This is a genomic window from Hyphococcus sp. (genome assembly GCF_965267305.1).
In the GTDB taxonomy this organism is placed as follows: domain Bacteria; phylum Pseudomonadota; class Alphaproteobacteria; order Caulobacterales; family Parvularculaceae; genus Hyphococcus.
In genome coordinates this window covers 1,356,529-1,374,859 of the sequence record NZ_OZ253945.1, presented here as the reverse complement: position 1 = coordinate 1,374,859, position 18,331 = coordinate 1,356,529, and the positions used below count along the sequence as shown (strand labels likewise).

Below are 18,331 nucleotides of genomic sequence, written 5' to 3'. Positions count from 1 at the left end.
ACGATATTTATAGTTAACGGATTTTGTTCATATCAGCATTCAGAGCGAAGTCTAAATGTCATGAATTGTTTAACGGCGAATTCACCCTGCTTTGCCATCATCCGCGCCCTATCCGACTAATATATCGACGGGGAAGAGTATGGCGGCGCCGACGACGCAATCAGCACGCAGCATGGCCGACAAAATCGATCCGGCGCGCGCGCCAGCGGCGCTGGAGCGCTGGCGGCGGGCGGTCGCCGAAGCCATGGGCGGCGATCCCGGCGCGCCCCTCGACCGGCCGGACCGCCGGCTGCTCATGTTGCGGGTTTTCGGCGCGACAAGGCGTCTCGCCGAACTCTGCATGACCCATCCCGATGCGGCGGCGACGGCGCTGATCGACGGCGCTTCGCCGGTGCTCGCCGAAGCGGCGCGCGATCTGACCGCGCTCGACCGCGGCGTCGGCGGCCCCGATGCGCTGCACGCCGCGCTGGCGCCGCTGAAAAACCGCGTCGATGTCGCCATCGCCATCGCTGAAATGAGCGGCGAGTGGAGCGTCGCCAACGCCACCGCCGCGCGCGTCGATTTCGCCGAGCGCATGGTGGAGACGGGACTTCGCTGGCTGGTGCGCGCCGCGGTGAAACGCGGCGAACTGACGGTCGACGATCCGGAGAATTTCCTCAAAGGCGTCTTCGTCGTCGCAGGCAGCGATTTCGCTCATGAAGACCTTTCGCCCTTCGGCCCCCTCGACATGATCGTTCTCTATGACGAGAAGGCGTTCGCCGCGCCCGTGGCGCGCGGCGCGGACCGCATCTTCGTGCGCATCGGCGCCGAATTGCGCGAAGCCTTTGAAGGAAAGCCCGGCGAATATCCGCTTTACGGCCTCAGAACGCCGCTTGGCTCCGGCGTCGGCGGCGCCGGATTCGCAGACTCTATCGCCCGCGTGAAAGCGACGGCCTCAGGACCGCAGGCCGACGCGCTTAAAATGTGGCTTGGGGCGGCGCGCATCATCGCCGGCGACCGCACGGCGGGCGGCGCCTTCCTTGAAGACATCGAACAGATCGTCTGGTCCGACAATCCCATCGCCATGGAAGCGTTGCGGACGTTCGTTGCGCAGAAAGATAACGATCCGCGCGGCCCGTTCCGCCGCGTTGCCGGGCTCTGCCGTCTTGCTATCGGGGGGGTGCGCCCTGTGTTCCGCACGGCCTCGGCGCGGGAAATCTTCGACAACGCCTCGCGCTCGCGCACGCTCACGTCCGATGCCGCCCGCCGTCTCGTCGCCGGAGAAGAACTGGCGCATATCGCCGTCTCGCGTCTGCAGATGATGAAAGGCGCCGCCGTCACCGGCGTCGAACGCGAAGACGAACAGCGCGCCCTGGCGCTCCTTTGCGGCTACAGCGACTACAAGGATCTCGAAGTGGCGCTCAATGGCGCGCGCACGGACGCCATGAACACGCTGCGCCGTCTCGCCGCCGGCCCGCAGGAAGAAATCTCGCTCTATCGCAGCGGCGCCGAAAAGGAAGGCGACGCAGACAAGCTTGAAGATCTCGGCTTCCTCAATGGACAGAGCCTTTCCGAAGCAGTGGACAATTGGGCGCGCCGCGCCGAAGCGCGCCTTGGCGGCAAGCGCTTCTCCTCCCATGCGCCGGGTCTCCTGACAGCGTTCGGCGAAACCCAGCACCCGAATGACGCGGTGCGTCTCTTCGACCAGCTTCTGGCGAACGCCAGCGAAAAATATGATGTGTTCTCGCTGGTGTCTGACGGCGGCGAACGCCGCGACGGTCTCGTCGACGCCTTCGGGTCTTTCGGCGCCGTGGTGGAGCCGTTGACATCATCTCAAGCGCTCGCGGAAACTTTCTTTGAATCGACCGGCGCGGAAACGCCGCAATCGGGCAAGGAATGGCTGAGCCGGTTCACGCCGCCGGCGGCGAAAGGCAAGACGGCGCTCGCCGATCTCGCCGAATGGCGCCGCGAATTGCTGGCGCGGGTCGCCTATAATGCCGCGACGGGCGCAACGACTTTCGACGCCGCCGTGGAAGCCTTTGAAGAGGTGCATCTGCGCACCCTGACGAATGTCTTCGAGATTGTGCGCGATCAGGCGCCGGCTGCGGAACAGAAAGCGGGCGGCAATATCGCGCTCCACGTCTTCGAATCGGACGGTCCGCATTTGCCCTTCGCCGCGAGCCATCTTGGTTTCATCGCAAGCGAGGATACGGGCGAGGCGGGCGAAGCGTTTGCGAAACGCTATCTGCAAAGCCTCAGCGAGACGGGCGAGGGCGTCTTCGCCGTCACGCCCGATGCGACGCACCGTCCCGGCGGCGTCGCCGGCCCCGTGGTCTCCGAAGTCAAAGCTTTCAAATCATATGTCCAGTCTGAAGCGGTCGCCCATGAACAGATCATGCTGGCGCGCGGCCGCGTCATCGCCGCGGGCGACGACAAAATTGAAGACAGCGCGCGCGACGCGCTTCGGAGCGCCATCGCCGGCGCGCGCCGCGCCGATATTCTCTTCCGCGATCTCGACCGCGCCCGCGCCCAGCGCATGCGCCGGGAGCGTCCGGCCTCCGAATGGGACATCGACCGTCTCGAAGGCGGCCGGTCGGATGTGGAGCTCGTCATCTCGACCCTGATCTACAAACACGCTTCGGCCCATCCCTTCGTTCAGGATGTGGGCCCCGCCGAAGCGCTCGACGCCATGGCGCGCTCGGGGCTGATCTCCGAAGAGGTCGCGCAGACGCTTTCGTCTGCGCGCGCTTTCTGGGCGCGGCTGCAGCTTGTGCGCTCGCTCGCCGGCTGGACCGATCCCCTGAAAGCGCCGGTGCGCCGCCGCTTCGGCGGGCTCATCGCGCGCGCCGCAGGCGTCCAGAAATTCGAGCAGGTGCGCCCGATGATGCGCGGCTACGCCGAAGAAGTGACGCGCAGCTACTCGCAGATCGTCCTCGGCCGTCCCTCGCTCAATGTGGCGACTCCCGCGGCGGGTTAGGACCAAGACATCTACAAGACGCCTAGAAGATCTCTCCAGTCATCTCGGTGAAAGCCGGGGACCTAGTAATCTTGTAACGTGCAACTCATTTTTCTTATTTGGACTAGCTTTCTGCAGCCGCGCGGTGGCTGGCGTTTTTAGCTATATTGAAATGGTTTGCGCCCTGCATTGTACTCCAATTTGATGCATTCTATGTTCCTTCCGAGGAATTAGGAATGGGAGGTTTGGGGTGAGACGGAGATGGGGGCTATCAATTGCTGCTTTTTTTTCTCTTCTAGCGGCCGCCTATGCAGTCTTATGGGTCAATACATTTACGCTTGGTCCAAGTGTAGCGCAGATTTCTGATGATTTGGTTGAGTACTGTAAGCGTGTCCTCAGTGAGGAGGCCCATAATCATATTCCAGACGTAGAGGGCTTCACAGGTTATCTTGGTGAAGGGTGCCCGGCATGGTGCCAAGTTCAGCTGTTAGACGGCAACTATTCATTCATTGAGGGCCAAAAAGGAGACAGGTTGCCGCGTGCGGATGTTCCACCGGTCAATTTAGTGAGAGAAAAGGGCTGGTATCGATTTACTCTTGAGCAAGCAAATCACGCAAACTGCGACGCATATTACGAGCAATTGGAGTTCCGCGAATGGGGACGAACGCCACCAGCAGATGTAGAGCGCATTCGTGCAGAAAGGTCGGCGCCTTGTATTGGCGCATACAAGATTAGTGGTCCCGCGGGCGAAGTGTTGGTTCGTGATGTCGAATGGCGCTACGAAGTCTTCGACTTAAGAAGAAAATTACGCATCTCTGGTGTGGAGTTTTTGAAAGCTGATACTGAAGAAGTTATTGCGCAATTCTTAGAAATGCGCGTCTTTCCACGGAATATTTTTCATAAGGGCGGTGAGATTGGTCGACGCGTATGCCCAGAGGATAGCGGGTACGAACGTGCGTTAAACGCAATCAATTCGGTTTTTGTCCCAATAAAGTACCGACAAGATGGCTGAGACCAATATTTCCACGCAGGATGATCGGGCGAGGGATGTGTAGGGGCGTTGATCTAAGTCGCCTTGGATGTCAGCCTTTTCAACACATAAACTCTAATCGCCGACGCCAATCCCGGCCGCGGGGTCTGTTTCAACCGGTTTCTGTCGATGGAATCGATCAGCGCGGGCAGGCTGCGTCTGTCGGTTTCGACAATCGCATCGAGCGCGTCCCAGAATTCGGGCTCCAGCGCGATTGAGGTGCGGTGGCCTTTCAGGGTGATCGATCTTTTGCGCATGGCCTAAATACAGCGAAACCGGCGTGCTCTCTCATGAGAAGACGCCGGTTCGCCGCCTTAGTGCAAGCAGTGACTTTTGAAACTTAGCTTTTGGCCCAATTGTCCAGGCCATGGGCGCGGATTTTCGACGTGGCGAGCGTGACGCCATCGATGATGCCCGCCATGTGCGAGACCGCTTCGGAATCGGCGCTGGAGAGATCGGCGCCGAGGGCGTTGTAAAGCGTCTCGATGTCCACATCATGCGCGAACAGAAATTGCGCGAGGAGGAGCCGGAGCTGGCTGTCGGAAGGTTTGTCGGCCATGTCTTGTCGTCCTTGTCCCAAAATGCGTCACGCGCCGGGCGCGTTCGTGGAAGATAAGGCAAGAACCGGTCCAACGCCGCCGGAAAACGGGCGCCGGGGAAAAATGACGACTAATCCCCGGAAATCCGGGCCTATTTCGGGCCGATCATTTTTTCCGGCCGGACGATGCGGTCGTAATCGGCGGCGCTGACGAAGCCCAGTTTCACCGCTTCTTCCTTGAGGGTTGTGCCATTCTTGTGCGCCGTCTTGGCGATCTTGGTGGCGTTGTCATAGCCGATTTCCGGGGCGAGCGCCGTCACCAGCATCAGCGACTGCTCCATCAGCGACTTGATGCGCTTTTCGTTGGCTTCGATGCCGACGACGCATTTGTCGGTGAAGGCGCGCGACGCATCGGCGAGAAGGCGGATCGATTGCAGCGTGTTGTAGGCGATCACCGGCTTGAAGACGTTGAGTTCGAAATGGCCCTGACTGCCGGCGAAGCTCACCGTCGTGTTGTTGCCCATCACCTGTGCGCAGACCATGGTCATCGCCTCGCACTGGGTCGGGTTCACCTTGCCCGGCATTATCGACGAGCCGGGCTCGTTTTCCGGCAACGAGATTTCGCCGAGACCGGAACGCGGGCCGGAGCCGAGGAGGCGAATGTCATTGGCGATTTTAAAGAGGCTCACCGCGATTTCGTTGAGCGCGCCATGGGCTTCGACCATGCCGTCTTGGGTCGCCAGCGCCTCGAATTTGTTTGGCGCGGTGACGAAGGGAAGCTTCGTATAGGTCGCGACTTCGGCGGCGAACATTTTCGCGAATTCTTTTTTCGAATTGACGCCGGTGCCGACGGCGGTGCCGCCCTGCGCCAGCGCGTAAACCGCCGGGAGGACGCCCTTGGCCCGCTTGATGCCGTTCTTCACCATCGCCGTATAGCCGGAAAATTCCTGACCCAGCGTCACCGGCGTCGCATCCTGTAGGTGCGTGCGGCCGATCTTTATGATTTTCGCGAAGGCTTTCTGTTTTGCGGCGAGCGCTTCATGCAAATGCTCCAGCGCGGGGATCAGTTCGTGGACGATCTGCTCCGCCGCGGCGATATGCATGGCGGTCGGGAACGTGTCGTTCGACGACTGGCTCATATTCACATGATCGTTCGGATGCACCGGATCTTTCGAGCCGATGACGCCGCCGAGAAGTTCGATGGCGCGGTTGGCGATCACTTCATTGGTGTTCATGTTCGACTGCGTGCCGGAGCCTGTCTGCCAGACTGAGAGGGGGAAGTGATCGTTGAGCTTGCCTTCGGCGACCTCGATCGCGGCTTTCTCAATCGCCTTGCCGGTTTTCGCCGGCATGGATTTCAGCGCCATGTTGGTGCGCACCGCAGACAGCTTGACGATACCCAGCGCGCGGACCAGCGGCGCCGGCATTTTCTCCTCGCCGATGGGAAAGTTGATCAGCGAGCGCGCCGATTGCGCGCCGTAATATTTGTCGGCGGGGACCTTGAGTTCGCCAAAGCTGTCGGATTCGGTGCGGGTCTTGGTCATGAGATGCTCTTTCGGCGGCATGATGGGACGTAAAAGGAAGGAATTCGCGGGCCGGGTTTACGGCAGCGCGCGGCTTATGTGCAAGCGGCGCCTCGCCGCGGCGTTACTTCTTCCGGAAGGAATCGAGGCTGACGATGTCGGCGCCGTCGCCCTTTGCGGACTCTTTTTCCGACGTCTTGTCGGTCGACGGTTCCGCAGGCGCTTTCGCGGCCTTTGCGCCGTCGTCATTTTCGGGCGCCGTCACGTCGAAATTGACGCCAAACTGGGCGCTCGGATCGGCAAACTGGGTGACCGCGTCGAAGGGAATTTCGAGCCGCGCCTCCTTGCCCTTGAACCACAGCGTGACCCCCATCCCGTCATCGGTGACGTCGAGGTTTTCGAACTGGTGCTGGAGGACGATGGTCATCCGCTCGGGATATTGCTCTTTGAGGTGATCGGGCAGGGAGACGCCTGGCGCGCCGGTGAGGAACTCGATGAAGAAATGATGCTCCCCTGGCGCGTCCCCGAGCTCGGCCACCAGCTTCAGGACGTCGCGCATGAGAAAGCGATAGGCGCGCTTCTGGGCTTCCTGAATAAGATCGTTGTAGTCGAGCTCGATATCTTCCTTCACGCGCGGGCCTTTCGGGTCTTTGAATTTTCGGAAATGTTTTAGCGGGCTTGCGGGCGAGAGGCCAGCAGAACCGGGGCGAAGCGCATGTAGGAAAACAAAGTCCCCGGCTTCTGGCGCTCCGCGGGCGAAAGCCCGCAAGTTATAATTTGCCGCCATTCGGCGGCGGGGCGCCGGTCCATTGAGCGAAGCTCAAAACGGATAGCCCGGGAGCACCTAGTTTTTGTGGAAATAAAGTGGGAGCTTCTGTTGCCAGGTGCTCCCGCGGGCGCACGCCCGCATTTCTAAAGAATCCCCGGCGCCTGAACGCCGTGTTTCTTGATATGTCTCGGAAAATAAAGTCCCCGGGTTCTGTTGCCAGGCCCCGGGGTAGCCCCGCCTGACGCTTGGATAGGCGTCAGGGCTTTAATTAAGCGAACTGCTCAGCCGCGTTACGCAGCGAGAGCGAGTTCATCCGAGTAGTTGTCGTTGGCAACTATTCAGGTTTAGCCAAATAACGGAGGCAAACCGGGCGAAAACATCGTCTTTAGACGCTCGTCGATCCTAGTTCGGCCCCGCCGAAACCTCCCCAAATCTGCGGCGGATAGGGGTTTTGGTGGAGCCGCCGGGTACCGCCCCCGGGTCCGATACGGTTATTGCACGGGTCATTTATCGCCATAGTCCGCTTGCGCGGACCCGCCAGATATAGGCCGCGGGGGTAAAGAATTAAAGACCCGTGACCCAAAGGCCGCGAAAAAGCGCTGGAATGTCAAGATTCTGTAATATCCATGCATTATGTGCGCATGAGCGTCAGGGGGCGTTTTCGGGCTGGAGCCGGCGGCGATGGAATCGAGCGACTTCAAGAAATGGCGGAAATCGCTGGGCCTGTCCCAGAAAGACGCAGCGCATCTTCTGGGGCTCAAGCGCCGCATGATCCAGTATTACGAAAAAGGCGAACGGGATGGGGAAAAAGTGAAAATCCCGCGTTCTGTGCGGCTCGCCTGTTACGCCATAGCCCAAGGGGTCGAGGACTATAATGGCCCCAATCGCAAAATTCACATGATTGAAAAAGCCGACAAGCCGCTGAAGGTCGTCGAGACCGTCTAGCCGTATTGATTTTCTGTACCGTTATCCGTTCTGGGGCTGCGCGTCCGGATCGTCCGGTCCCGTATCCGCATCGGGCGGATTGAAGGGCAGGGTTTCCGGCGTTTCGGATCCTGCCGCGGCGCTTTCGCCAGGCTCCTTCGCCTCAGGTATTGCGGGCGGATATTGATAATACCAGTAAGTGTCCGCATTGCGGGCGCGCGCGACGCCCTCGCGAATGGCCGCGGCCTCCGGGTGGTTGTCGAGCGCCAGCAATTTGTCGAGCGCCTTCTCCCCATAGGCGCCGAGCTTAAAACGCAGATAGCCGAAATCGAAATCAGCCGCCGCGACGCGGCCATTGGCGAGAACCGCATACTGGCTTTTCGCGCTGATCGCCCAAGGATTGAGGAGAGGGCTTGCGAGCAGGATCAGAACGGCCACCCAGAGCGCCGCCATCGCTGTGTTCAACGGGCCGACGAGCGGCATCCATTTTCGCCCGCGCCAGTTCGCTTCAGTGACGAGGCCCGCGATGCAGACAATCGAGTAAGCCGCAATCAGGGCGTTGATCGCATAAGCTGCGATCCGGTTCGGGGTCAGACCATATGCGTCAATGCGCAAATGCAGGGCGTAGAAGGCGAGGCCAGCGTAAATCGGAAACCCGATCAGCGTGATGATGGTCGGAATGCGCAGCCATAGCGGCGGCGCGCCGCCTTCGCCGTTCTGATAGACGCCGTTGAAAATCAGCATGCCGGTGAGCGCGAGGCCCATCATGATTCCGCCGGGCGACAGGGTGAGGTCGAAAACGACGCTCGGTCCTTTGATTACGAGTACCAACAGTCCCGTAATCGTGAACAACGCGGTAATGATCATCAAAATCCGCGCCAGCAGGAGAAGGACGAAACGCAATGCGCCGAGCAGCGATTGCAATCCGCGCATCAACGCAATGGAGAGCCCGCCAATGCCGCCGAGAAACGGCAGGATGAACCACGGCTCCTGAAACAGCTTGTTGAAGAAATTGACGTCGAGTTCTTTCAACAGCCGCGCCCAAGCGAAGAGCAGCACCAGCGCCAGCGCGGCGAACAGCTTCGCGCCGCCGGCGATGAGCGGGATAGTGACGCCGTGAAAGAACACTGGCGAATAGGCGGGGGGAACGCCGCTCTCCTGTGCGGCTTTGACCAGCGTCGCCATGAGGTAAGCAGCGAGCCCGCGCGTCGCCATCCAGAAGACGGCGGGAAAGGGCGTCAGATTGGCCTCCTCGCCGCTGAGCGTCGCGAAGATAAAATAATCGGGCGCGGCGATGGCCGCCGCGATGAGCAACGCGCCGATGGCGGACCGGAGGAACTGGCCGGCTTCTGCGAGAAGGAGGTAGGCCGCCGCCACGGTGACGGTGAAGAAAAGGACCGTCAGCGCCAATGGGGAGTCATCATTCCCGTCGATCCAGTATTCGACGATGGCGTAGACCGCGAGGCCCGTCAGGAGTCCGATGAGAAGGCCGGGGAGAGTGAGGCCCTTACCGCCGTTTTCGGGCGCAAACGCCTGATCTTTTTCGGTCATTTCACCCCTCGCTGTGGCGCCCCTCCGCGCGGGAGGACATTATCACCCCATGCATCGGGGAAAAAGCGCCATTGGACATAGAGCCTGAGGCGCTATGCTGCGCGGCAAAGAGGAGATTCGCAGCGTATATGCGACAGTATCTTGATCTTCTGGCCCGGGTTCTCGAAGCGGGCGACGCGCGGCTCGACCGCACCGGGGTCGGCACCCGCGCCGTTTTCGGCCATCAGATGCGGTTCGACCTCGCCGAAGGCTTTCCGCTGCTGACGACGAAGAAGCTGCACACGAAATCGATCGTTCATGAAATCCTCTGGTTCCTCTCCGGCGACACCAACATTCGGTATCTGAAGGAACACAACGTCTCGATCTGGGATGAGTGGGCTGACGAGAACGGCGACCTCGGTCCCGTTTACGGCCGGCAGTGGCGCTCATGGGCGGCGCCGGACGGGCGCGCCATCGACCAGATCGAGTGGGTGGTGAACGAGATCAAAACCAACCCCGCGTCGCGCCGTCTTGTGGTGTCGGCATGGAATCCGGCTGATCTCGACCGCATGGCGCTCGCGCCTTGTCACTGCCTCTTCCAGTTTTTTGTCGCGGACGGAAAATTGTCCTGCCAGCTCTATCAGCGCTCGGGCGATGTTTTTCTCGGCGTGCCGTTCAACATTGCGTCTTATGCGTTGCTGACCGCGATGGTCGCGCAGGTCTGCGATCTCGAACAGGGCGAGTTCATCCACACGCTCGGGGATGCGCATCTTTATTCGAACCATGTGGAGCAGGCGCGGGAGCAACTGACCAGAAAGCCCGGCAAGCTGCCAAAACTCGTGCTAAATCCCGACGTGAAAAACATCTTCGATTTCACCTTCGAGGACATCGCTATCGAAGACTATGAGGCGCAGGCGCATATCAAGGCCCCGGTGGCGGTATGAATCTGACAATTCGCCCTGCGGTTCCAGGAGATGAAAGCCTGATCCTCGGCTTCATCCGCGAACTTGCGGCGTATGAGAAGCTTTCTCACGAAGTCGTCGCCACGGACGAACATCTTAGCCGCACGCTTTTTTCCGAGACGCCGAAAGTCTTCGCCCTGATCGCCGAGGATGAAGGCGAGGCGATCGGTTTCGCGCTTTATTTCTTCAACTACTCGACCTTTCTCGGAAAACACGGGCTCTATCTCGAAGACCTTTATGTGCGTGAAAGCGCGCGGGGGGCGGGCGCGGGCAAGGCGCTTCTGTCGGCGCTGGCGCGCGTCGCCCTTGAGAACGATTGCGGCCGTATGGAATGGTCCGTGCTCGACTGGAACGCGCCGGCGATCGCATTCTATAAATCGCTCGGCGCCGCGCCCATGGATGAGTGGACGGTTTACCGCCTGACTGGCGCCTCACTGGAACATCTTGCGAAAGGCGCCGAGTGAGCGCGCGTCTCGTTCAGGTGGTCGCCGTGGCGCGCAACGGGGTCATTGGCGCGCATAACGACCTTCCGTGGAAGATTTCCGACGACTTGAAGTTGTTCAAAAAGCTGACCATGGGCAAGCCGATGATCCTGGGGCGGAAGAATTTCGACGCCATCGGCCGGCCGCTCCCTGGGCGAGACAGCATTGTCGTCACCCGTTCGCCAGATTTCATGGCGGAAGGGGTTTTCATCGCCCGCACCATTGAAGGCGCAATCATCCTCGCCAAGGCGCTGGCGGAGGAGCGGGGCGCCGATGAAATCTCCATCGTGGGGGGCGCTGAAATCTACGCCCAGACGCTGGCGCGCACGCAGCGGATCTATCTCACCCGGGTCGAGGCGGATGTGGAAGGCGATGTTCATTTTCCCCAGCTTGATTCGCGGGACTGGACCGAAAATCTTGTGGGCGAGTGCGAGAAGACAGACCGGAACGAGCATGCTTGCAAATTTTTCATCCTCGACCGCAAACCTCGAAACCCGTCCAAACAGCCCTAATTTTTAAGCATTTTGGCGACCCGGCGTTCACCGGTCGCGCGCTAAGATGCGCCGTCCCGGTCTTTGGGCTCCAACCCGCCAGCCATATGTCCTAGAGTTCGGGCATTGAGGCTCTTCGGCGGTTTGTCCGAAGTTTGAAGGCAGACGGAGGAGGGGACATGAAACATGCGGCGACAGCATCAGCGCTGATTGCGGCGCTGGCCGCATCGGGCGCTTTTCAAAACGCTGACGCGAAGACGACCTGTACGCGCGGGTCGGATGCACGCGTGATCGAAGTCATTTCGCCGGGCTCCGTCGGGCAAAGCTGCGACGTTCGCTATACGCGCGGTGGCGGCGCCAATATTTCGGTTCCCTATCACGCCGATAATTCCGACAGTTTCTGCAACCAGAAAGCCAGCGAGATGGCGAAGCGTCTCGCGCTTTCCGGCTTTGTGTGCGTGCAGTCGGCGCCCGCCTTGCGGGCCGATGCGTCTCCGTCGGCATCGGACTATGTGGTCGAAGCGAAGCGCCCGTCTCCTTCACCAGCGCCTGCGTCCGAACCTGTCGCCGTGGCGCAAGCGCCGCAGGAAACGCCCGTTGAAGCGCCGGCTTCTGTCGCCGAAGCACAGCCAGCGCCTTCTGAAACAGTTACCGTCCCGGCGCCGGCAAGCCAGGTCGCCCCAAGTGAGATTGCAACGGTGGACGATGCTGCGCTTGAAGACGAAATGAACAAGATCCTCGCACAGCCGGCTGTGGCGCCGGTGGCGGGCGAGCCCGCGCAATTGGTGGCGCAGCATGCCGAGACGCCGTCGCGTCCGCAGCCGACGCCGGTCGGACGTCTTGTTGGCGCCGAACCGGAAGCGCCGCGTCCGGCGGCGCCGGTGACGCAGGCCAGCGTGCAGATACCTGTTCCGTCCCTTGAGACAGATCCAGCGCCGGCCGAAGCCCCTTCAGCGCCCGAGCTGCATAAAGCGGCCCCCGCAGCGCAACCGGCACCGGCGGCCCCGAAGGCCGCGACGCCTTCCAAATTGCGCGAACCCGCCGATGTCATCCGCGCCACGCTGATGGCGCAGGCGGCTGCCTGGAACGAGGGCGACCTCGATGGCTTTATGGAGTCCTATTGGAAAAGCGACGAACTGAAATTCGTTTCCGGCGGTACTGTCACCAAAGGTTGGAACGCGACGATGAAACGGTATCGCGACCGCTATGCGGGCGGCGAGGGGCTGGGCCAGCTCGCTTTCGACAAGCTTGAGGTGAAGCTCGTCACCGAAGACGTCGCCACCGTTACGGGCCGGTTCAATCTCGCGCGCGGAGGTAACACATCGGCCGGCTCGTTTTCACTGGTGATGCGCCGCGATGCGGGCGCCTGGAAAATCGTGCACGATCATACGACTGCCGATCAGGCGCAGTAGTCCGCTCAGCCAAGCTTTGCGAATTTCGCGATGTCTTCCGCAAGGCGGTCGAAGACTTTTGCTGCGGGATGTTCCGTCGCCGCGACGGGCTGTCCGTCATCGGATGCTTGCCGCAGATCCGGATAAAGCGGCACAGGACCCAGAAATGGAACGCCGAGGTCTTTCGCAGCCCTTTCGGCGCCGCCTTCGCCGAAGAGAAACTGTTTCGATCCGTCAGGCCCCTCGAGCCACGCCATGTTCTCGATAACGCCGATCACCGGGGTTTCAGTCTGGCGGAAGAGCTGAACGCCGCGGCGCACGTCGGCGAGCGCCATTTCCTGCGGAGTCGAGACGATGACCGCGCCGGAAAGTTTCTTCGACTGGATCAGCGATATATGCGCGTCCCCGGTGCCCGGCGGCGTATCCACGAGAAGAATGTCGAGATCGCCCCAATCCACATCGCTCATCAATTGCCGGAGCGCGCCCATGACCATAGGCCCGCGCCAGGCGACGGCCTGATCTGGATCGAGCAGAAAACCGATGGACATGAGTTTGACGCCGAACGCTTCGAACGGAACGATCTTGCCGTCGCGCATTTCCGGCTTCTGATCGATGCCGAAAAGCGTCGGCAGGGACGGTCCGTAAATATCCGCATCGAGAAGGCCGGCCTTCAGTCCCCGGGCGGAAAGGGAAACGGCGAGATTCGCCGCGACCGTCGACTTGCCGACGCCGCCCTTGCCCGAAGCGATCGCGATCATCGCCTTTACGCCGGAAAGCGCTTCCCCCGCGGTTTCGATCCGTGGCTTCTGTTTCAGCCCGAAGGGATTGTCGTGCCCGCCGCGGGGCGGCTCTTGAGGCTTTGCGCCCTTGCTGTGGGCGGTGGCGACGGCGGAAACGCTTGTCACGCCCGGCACGGCCTTGGCGGCGTCCTCAGCGGCCTTGAGGAGCGATTCGGCGGCGCGCCTGTCCCCATCCGGGACATCGAGGGTGAAGCGGACTTTTCCATCCTCACCCGCCGAAAGCCCGCCCACGGCCCCGGCCGCGACGATATTGCGCCCGGACCGGGGGTCCTTGATGGCGGAAAGGGCGGCGCGCACGCGCAAGATCAAGCTGCCAGACACTAAGGGATAGCCTTTGAAATCCTTCAAAAAAGCGCACCGGGCGCGTTGCGCCCGGCGGATAGGGTAACATATATACGGCGCAAATCTGGTTCTTCCACCGGCGCCCGCCCCACAAAGCTGCGATGGCGCAAAATCTTCACGAGAGAGAGGCTTGAATGCCCTGGCAAGATAATTCCGGCAATCGCGGCGGCGGCCGCGGACCCTGGGGCCAGCCGCCCCGAGATCCCGGCGGCTCCGGCAACAATAATAATGGCGGCGGCGGCCGTGGCGAGCCGCCCGATCTTGAGGATCTTCTTCAGGCGTCCCGGCAGCGTTTGAAACGCGCCTTTCCCCGTGGCGGACGCGGCGGCGGCGGAGGCGGAGGCGGCCAGGGCGGCGGCATGCCGCCCCTCAATAAAGGCGTCATCGGATTGATCGCTGCGGGCCTTGTCGGCCTGTGGCTTTTCAGCGGCGTCTATCAGGTGGCGTCCGACGAACTCGCCGTCGTCACCACCTTCGGCGATTATGAGAATGTGAACGGTCCGGGGCTTCACTGGCATATTCCGGCGCCGATCCAGAGCGTGCGCAAGCAACAGGTGTTGTCAGTCCGTGATATGCCTGTGCCGGCGGCGAACCGTCGCGGCGGGCAATTGTCGCCTGGCTTGATGCTCACCGGCGACAAAAACATTGTCGACGTCGCCTTCATCGTGCAGTGGCGGATCAAGTCCGATCTTGTGGCGCCGCAGGGCGAAGAGATGCCGGGCGTCGCGCAATACACCTTCAATATCGACGATCCGGAAGGCCTCGTCAGAATGACGGCGGAAGCCGCCATGCGCGAAGTTGTCGGCCGCAACACGCTCGACTTCGTGCAGACCGAAGGCCGGACCGACGTCGCCTCGCAGACCCGCGATCTGATGCAGACGGCGTTGGACGCCTATGACGCAGGGATCCAGATCGAGCGCGTCAACCTGACCCTCGCCGAACCGCCCACCAATGAAGTGAACGAAGCCTTCCGCGACGTTCAGGCGGCGGAACAAAATCAGGCGACCGTCATTCAGCAGGCTCGTCAGTATACGAACCGGATTGTCCCGGAGGCGCGCGGCGAAGCCCAGCGCATTCTCGAAGAGGCTGGCGCTTACGCCGCCGAACGGACCGCGGACGCCCGCGGTCAGGCGGCGCGGTTCAACGATATTTACGAGGAATATGCGCGCGCGCCCGAAGTGACGCGTCAGCGCATGTATCTCGAAACCGTCGAGAAGGTTCTCGGCGATGTCGACAAGATCATTATCGACGAGGATGCGGGCTCAGGGGTGGTGCCCTATCTGCCTCTGGATCAAGTCCGCCGTCAGCAACAGCAAGGAGCGAACTAAGATGAACAGGCTTCCTTTGCCCTTAGTCGGTTTCCTCGTTTTCATTGTTTTGTTCGTAATCGTCAATTCGGCGTTCATCGTGCCAGAAACGCACTCTGCGCTCGTCTTCCGTTTCGGCGAACCGAAAAGCCAGTACGAAGAAGCAGGCCTTAAATTCAAAGTTCCCTTTGCGGAAAGCGTCGACTTCATCGACCGTCGCAACCGCCATCTGGAGCAGGAGCAGACAGAGATTATCGCCCGCAATCAGGAGCGCCTGATTGTCGATGCCTTCGCGCGCTACCGGATTGTCGATCCGCTGCTTTTCTATCAATCGGTGCGCACCGAAGAGCGCGGCGAGGAGCGCCTCAGCAGCCAGCTCAACGACTCGCTGCGCGCCGTTCTCGGCTCTGTCACGGTGGACGAAATCATATCCGAACGCCGCAGCGAGCTGATGACCCGCATTCAGGAGCAGTTAAGCCGTTCCGCGCGTCCCCTCGGCGTTGACATTGTCGATGTGAAAATCCGCCGGGCCGATCTTCCGCAAACCAACTCCGAAGCGGTGTTCCAGCGGATGATCGCCGAGCGCAATCAGCTCGCCCAGCAATACCGCTCGGAAGGCAACGAGCGGGCGAACCAGATCCGCGCCCAGGCCGACCGTCAGGCGATCGAAATCAAGGCGCAGGCCGAAGAAGAGGCGCAGAAGATTCGCGGCGCCGCCGACGCCGAACGCAACGCGATTTTCGCCGCCGCCTATGGCAAGGATCCAGAGTTTTTCGCTTTTTACCGTTCGCTCATCGCCTATGAAGAAGCGATGCAAAAGGGCGACACCACGATCCTTTTGTCTCCGGAAAGCGAATTCTTCCGCTATTTCAATAGCTTGCAGGGGCGTCGGCAGTAGAGCGGCGTCACCGCAGTTTGATGGGAAATTAGCTCGCCCGCCCGCGCAAGACATTTGCGGGCGGGCGTCTTTGCGTTAACCTGACGGTTCTAAGGTCTGGTTCCGGGGAAAGAAGAGGCGGTTATGGCTCGGTTGGGCGGCGTTTGGGGCGGTTTGATTGGAATTGTGGCGTCTGCGGCCTTCCTGCTAGCGCCGGCCATGGCGGCGCCGCGCGGCGCGCCTGACAGTTTTGCAGATCTCGCTGAAAGGCTGACGCCGGCGGTGGTCAATATTTCCACCGCCCAACGGTCACGCAGCGGCCGGGCGAGCGGCGAGCTTGCGCCGCTTCAGCGCAAATTCGATCAGCCGGCGGTGTCGCTCGGCTCCGGCTTCATCATTGATGCGTCGGGCATCGTCGTCACCAACAACCATGTTATCGACAACGCCGAAAACATCACCGTAACGCTGCATGACGGGCGCGAATTCACTGCAGTCCTGAAAGGCCGCGACCGTGAAACCGACTTGGCCGTTCTGCAGCTCGAAGGCGGCGGCAAGTTTCCTTTCGTGGAGTTCGGCGACAGCGACAGCGCGCGCGTCGGCGATTGGGTGATCGCCATTGGCAACCCGTTCGGTCTTGGCGGCACGGTGACGGTGGGCATCGTTTCGGCGCGCAACCGCGACATCAACTCCGGCCAGTATGACGACTTCATTCAGACTGACGCCGCGATTAACCGCGGCAATTCCGGCGGGCCGCTGTTCGACATGAACGGCCAGGTCGTCGGCGTGAACACCGCAATCTATTCGCAGACCGGCGGCTCGGTTGGCGTCGGCTTCGCAGTGCCGGCCGATCTTGCGGATTCGGTCGTGACGCAACTTTTAAGCTTTGGCGAAACCCGGCGCGGCTGGCTTGGCGTTTCCATTGACGACCTGACGCCGGAGCTTGCTTCATCCATGAATTTGCGCGCGCCCAAGGGCGCCATCGTGACCGTGGTGCGTCCGAACAGCCCGGCCGCTGACGCTGGGCTCGAGCCCAATGACGTCATCCTCCAGTTCAACCGCCGGCAGATCGAAAGCGTGCGGGACCTGACGCGGGCTGTCGCCGATACGCCGATCGGCACGACCGTGCCCATGGAAGTCCTGCGGGACGGGCGCCGCCTCACCGTGCAGGTGCGGGTCGACCGCCGTGAAACCCGCATGCTTGCATCGAACAGCTCCAGCATTCTTCCCGCCAATGCGGCGCGCGGCTCCGGCCTAACCCTGCAGGAAGCGACGGACGATGTGCGTCAGACTTTCGGTCTGCCAGCGACGGTGCAGGGCGTTGTCGTCACGGCGGTCGATCCGGAAAGCGCGGCCGCGATCGTGCTTCAGCCCGGCGACGTCATTCTTGAGATCGGCTGGGAGCGGGTGACGCGCCCATCGGCTGCGGTGGACAAGCTCGGCAAGCTGCGCAATCTCAACAGCGGTCCGGTGCAGATTTATGTGCAGCGCGGCGATCTTCTCTTCTACGAGTCGCTGCGCCCGTAACGTTTCAGCGAATGAATTCCGATTTTGGAATGCCCTGCAGATAGAGCAGGGCGGTGAGATCGCCATGATGGATGCGCGCTTCCGCCGATTGCGCCACCGCGGGCTTTGCGTGAAACGCAACCCCAAGCCCTGATCGCCCCAGCATCGCGAGATCGTTGGCGCCGTCCCCAACGGCCATGGTTTCGGCCATCGGCACATTGTGTTTTGCGGAGAGGGCTTCAAGCGCGTCGAGCTTCGCCGCCTGACCGAGGATCGGCAGTTTGACTTTCCCGCTGAGGCGGCCCTCCTCGATCAGCAATTCATTCGCTTGCTGATGAACAAAGCCGACGCGCTTTGCGATGCGCGACGTGAAAAAGGTGAAGCCGCCGGAGACGAGCGCCGTGACGCCGCCCCGTTCGTTCATGGTTTTGACAAGCGTCTCCGCGCCCGGCGTCAGGGTGATGCGCTTTGCAAAAGTCTCTTCCAGCACGCTTTCGGAAAGCCCTTTTAGCATGGCGACGCGCTCGGTGAGGGCGCCTTCGAAATCGAGTTCGCCGCGCATCGCCTTTGCGGTGATCTCCGATATCTCCTTACGCTTGCCGGCGAACTCCGCCAGCTCGTCGATGCATTCCTGTTCGATGATTGTTGAATCCATGTCGGCGATCAGCAGCTTTTTCCGGCGGTTCGCGGCGGGGACGACATTGGCGTCGACGCGCGCGTGAACGGCGATCTCGGCGATGCGGGGCAGGAAATCCGGCCTTGGATGTTCGACAAGCGCTATGTCATAAGCCTCGCCCGGCGACAGTTCCTCAACGGCGTGGCCGGCTTCCAGATACGGTTCGAGAACCGCCAGAAACCGCTCCAGCAGCTCAGGCCCGATCGTTTCTTTCGTCGGGTTCGTGATAAGCGAAACAACAAACTTCATAC

Annotated in this window: 17 protein-coding genes and 1 other RNA gene; 10 read left to right on the top strand and 8 right to left on the bottom strand. The window is 61.2% G+C overall.

Annotation, left to right across the window (positions count from 1 at the left end; translation table 11 throughout):
- Positions 1 to 139 precede the first annotated feature (139 nt).
- Positions 140 to 2,956: a hypothetical protein gene (locus ACQY5P_RS06515; RefSeq protein ID WP_428409924.1), complete on the top strand. Its 2,817-nt coding sequence runs from the start codon at positions 140 to 142 to the stop codon at positions 2,954 to 2,956.
- A 229-nt stretch (positions 2,957 to 3,185) separates the two neighbouring features.
- Positions 3,186 to 3,947, top strand: a complete 762-nt coding sequence (locus ACQY5P_RS06510) for a hypothetical protein (protein ID WP_428409923.1) — start codon at positions 3,186 to 3,188, stop codon at positions 3,945 to 3,947.
- A gap of 53 nt (positions 3,948 to 4,000) precedes the next feature.
- On the opposite strand, the gene ACQY5P_RS06505 is transcribed toward ACQY5P_RS06510, so the two are convergent.
- From ACQY5P_RS06505 to ssrA, 5 genes are all read right to left on the bottom strand, one after another.
- Positions 4,001 to 4,222 carry a ribbon-helix-helix domain-containing protein gene (locus tag ACQY5P_RS06505; protein ID WP_428409922.1) on the bottom strand — a complete coding sequence of 74 codons (222 nt, stop codon included), beginning with the start codon at positions 4,220 to 4,222 and terminating at the stop codon, positions 4,001 to 4,003.
- 83 nt (positions 4,223 to 4,305) lie between these two features.
- Positions 4,306 to 4,524: a hypothetical protein gene (locus ACQY5P_RS06500; RefSeq protein WP_375207749.1), complete on the bottom strand. Its 219-nt coding sequence runs from the start codon at positions 4,522 to 4,524 to the stop codon at positions 4,306 to 4,308.
- Between the two features lie 131 nt (positions 4,525 to 4,655).
- Positions 4,656 to 6,047, bottom strand: coding sequence for a class II fumarate hydratase (fumC, locus tag ACQY5P_RS06495; RefSeq protein WP_428409921.1), 1,392 nt, complete (start codon positions 6,045 to 6,047; stop codon positions 4,656 to 4,658).
- 103 nt (positions 6,048 to 6,150) lie between these two features.
- Positions 6,151 to 6,657 (bottom strand): SspB family protein, encoded by a 507-nt coding sequence (locus tag ACQY5P_RS06490; protein ID WP_428409920.1) that lies wholly within the window; start codon positions 6,655 to 6,657, stop codon positions 6,151 to 6,153.
- 336 nt (positions 6,658 to 6,993) lie between these two features.
- Positions 6,994 to 7,368, bottom strand: a transfer-messenger RNA (tmRNA) gene (gene ssrA / locus ACQY5P_RS06485).
- A 108-nt stretch (positions 7,369 to 7,476) separates the two neighbouring features.
- On the opposite strand from ssrA, the gene ACQY5P_RS06480 reads away from it, so the two are divergent.
- Positions 7,477 to 7,740 carry a helix-turn-helix domain-containing protein gene (locus ACQY5P_RS06480; protein ID WP_428409919.1) on the top strand — a complete coding sequence of 88 codons (264 nt, stop codon included), beginning with the start codon at positions 7,477 to 7,479 and terminating at the stop codon, positions 7,738 to 7,740.
- 21 nt (positions 7,741 to 7,761) lie between these two features.
- Here ACQY5P_RS06480 and ACQY5P_RS06475 read toward each other — a convergent pair whose 3' ends face one another.
- The gene (locus tag ACQY5P_RS06475; RefSeq protein ID WP_428409918.1) at positions 7,762 to 9,270 is read right to left on the bottom strand and encodes a hypothetical protein; all 1,509 of its coding nucleotides are present in this window, start codon (positions 9,268 to 9,270) and stop codon (positions 7,762 to 7,764) included.
- Between the two features lie 128 nt (positions 9,271 to 9,398).
- Between ACQY5P_RS06475 and ACQY5P_RS06470 the strand changes: the two genes are divergently transcribed.
- From ACQY5P_RS06470 to ACQY5P_RS06455, 4 genes are all read left to right on the top strand, one after another.
- Positions 9,399 to 10,193, top strand: a complete 795-nt coding sequence (locus ACQY5P_RS06470) for a thymidylate synthase (protein WP_428409917.1) — start codon at positions 9,399 to 9,401, stop codon at positions 10,191 to 10,193.
- Positions 10,190 to 10,675: an N-acetyltransferase family protein gene (locus ACQY5P_RS06465; RefSeq protein WP_428409916.1), complete on the top strand. Its 486-nt coding sequence runs from the start codon at positions 10,190 to 10,192 to the stop codon at positions 10,673 to 10,675. The genes ACQY5P_RS06470 and ACQY5P_RS06465 overlap by 4 nt, the downstream gene beginning before the upstream one ends.
- Entirely contained in the window at positions 10,672 to 11,205 is a 534-nt protein-coding gene (locus tag ACQY5P_RS06460; protein WP_428409915.1) for a dihydrofolate reductase, read from the top strand. Before ACQY5P_RS06465 ends, ACQY5P_RS06460 begins: the two co-directional genes overlap by 4 nt.
- 158 nt (positions 11,206 to 11,363) lie before the next feature.
- Positions 11,364 to 12,596: a nuclear transport factor 2 family protein gene (locus ACQY5P_RS06455; RefSeq protein WP_428409914.1), complete on the top strand. Its 1,233-nt coding sequence runs from the start codon at positions 11,364 to 11,366 to the stop codon at positions 12,594 to 12,596.
- 5 nt (positions 12,597 to 12,601) lie between these two features.
- Here the strand turns inward: ACQY5P_RS06455 and ACQY5P_RS06450 are convergent, their stop codons facing one another.
- Positions 12,602 to 13,696 (bottom strand): Mrp/NBP35 family ATP-binding protein, encoded by a 1,095-nt coding sequence (locus ACQY5P_RS06450; RefSeq protein WP_428409913.1) that lies wholly within the window; start codon positions 13,694 to 13,696, stop codon positions 12,602 to 12,604.
- A gap of 155 nt (positions 13,697 to 13,851) precedes the next feature.
- Here ACQY5P_RS06450 and hflK point away from each other — a divergent pair, with 155 nt between their 5' ends.
- The 3 genes from hflK (at position 13,852) to ACQY5P_RS06435 (ending at position 17,425) form a co-directional block, all read left to right on the top strand.
- A complete protein-coding gene (gene hflK, locus ACQY5P_RS06445; protein ID WP_428409912.1) occupies positions 13,852 to 15,045 on the top strand; it encodes an FtsH protease activity modulator HflK in 1,194 nt (397 codons plus the stop codon).
- 1 nt (position 15,046) lies between these two features.
- On the top strand, positions 15,047 to 15,922 hold the full coding sequence (gene hflC / locus ACQY5P_RS06440) for a protease modulator HflC (RefSeq protein WP_428409911.1): 876 nt from the start codon (positions 15,047 to 15,049) through the stop codon (positions 15,920 to 15,922).
- A gap of 123 nt (positions 15,923 to 16,045) precedes the next feature.
- A complete protein-coding gene (locus ACQY5P_RS06435; RefSeq protein WP_428409910.1) occupies positions 16,046 to 17,425 on the top strand; it encodes a DegQ family serine endoprotease in 1,380 nt (459 codons plus the stop codon).
- A 4-nt stretch (positions 17,426 to 17,429) separates the two neighbouring features.
- Here ACQY5P_RS06435 and serB read toward each other — a convergent pair whose 3' ends face one another.
- Positions 17,430 to 18,329 (bottom strand): phosphoserine phosphatase SerB, encoded by a 900-nt coding sequence (serB, locus tag ACQY5P_RS06430; protein ID WP_428409909.1) that lies wholly within the window; start codon positions 18,327 to 18,329, stop codon positions 17,430 to 17,432.
- Positions 18,330 to 18,331: the final 2 nt, after the last annotated feature.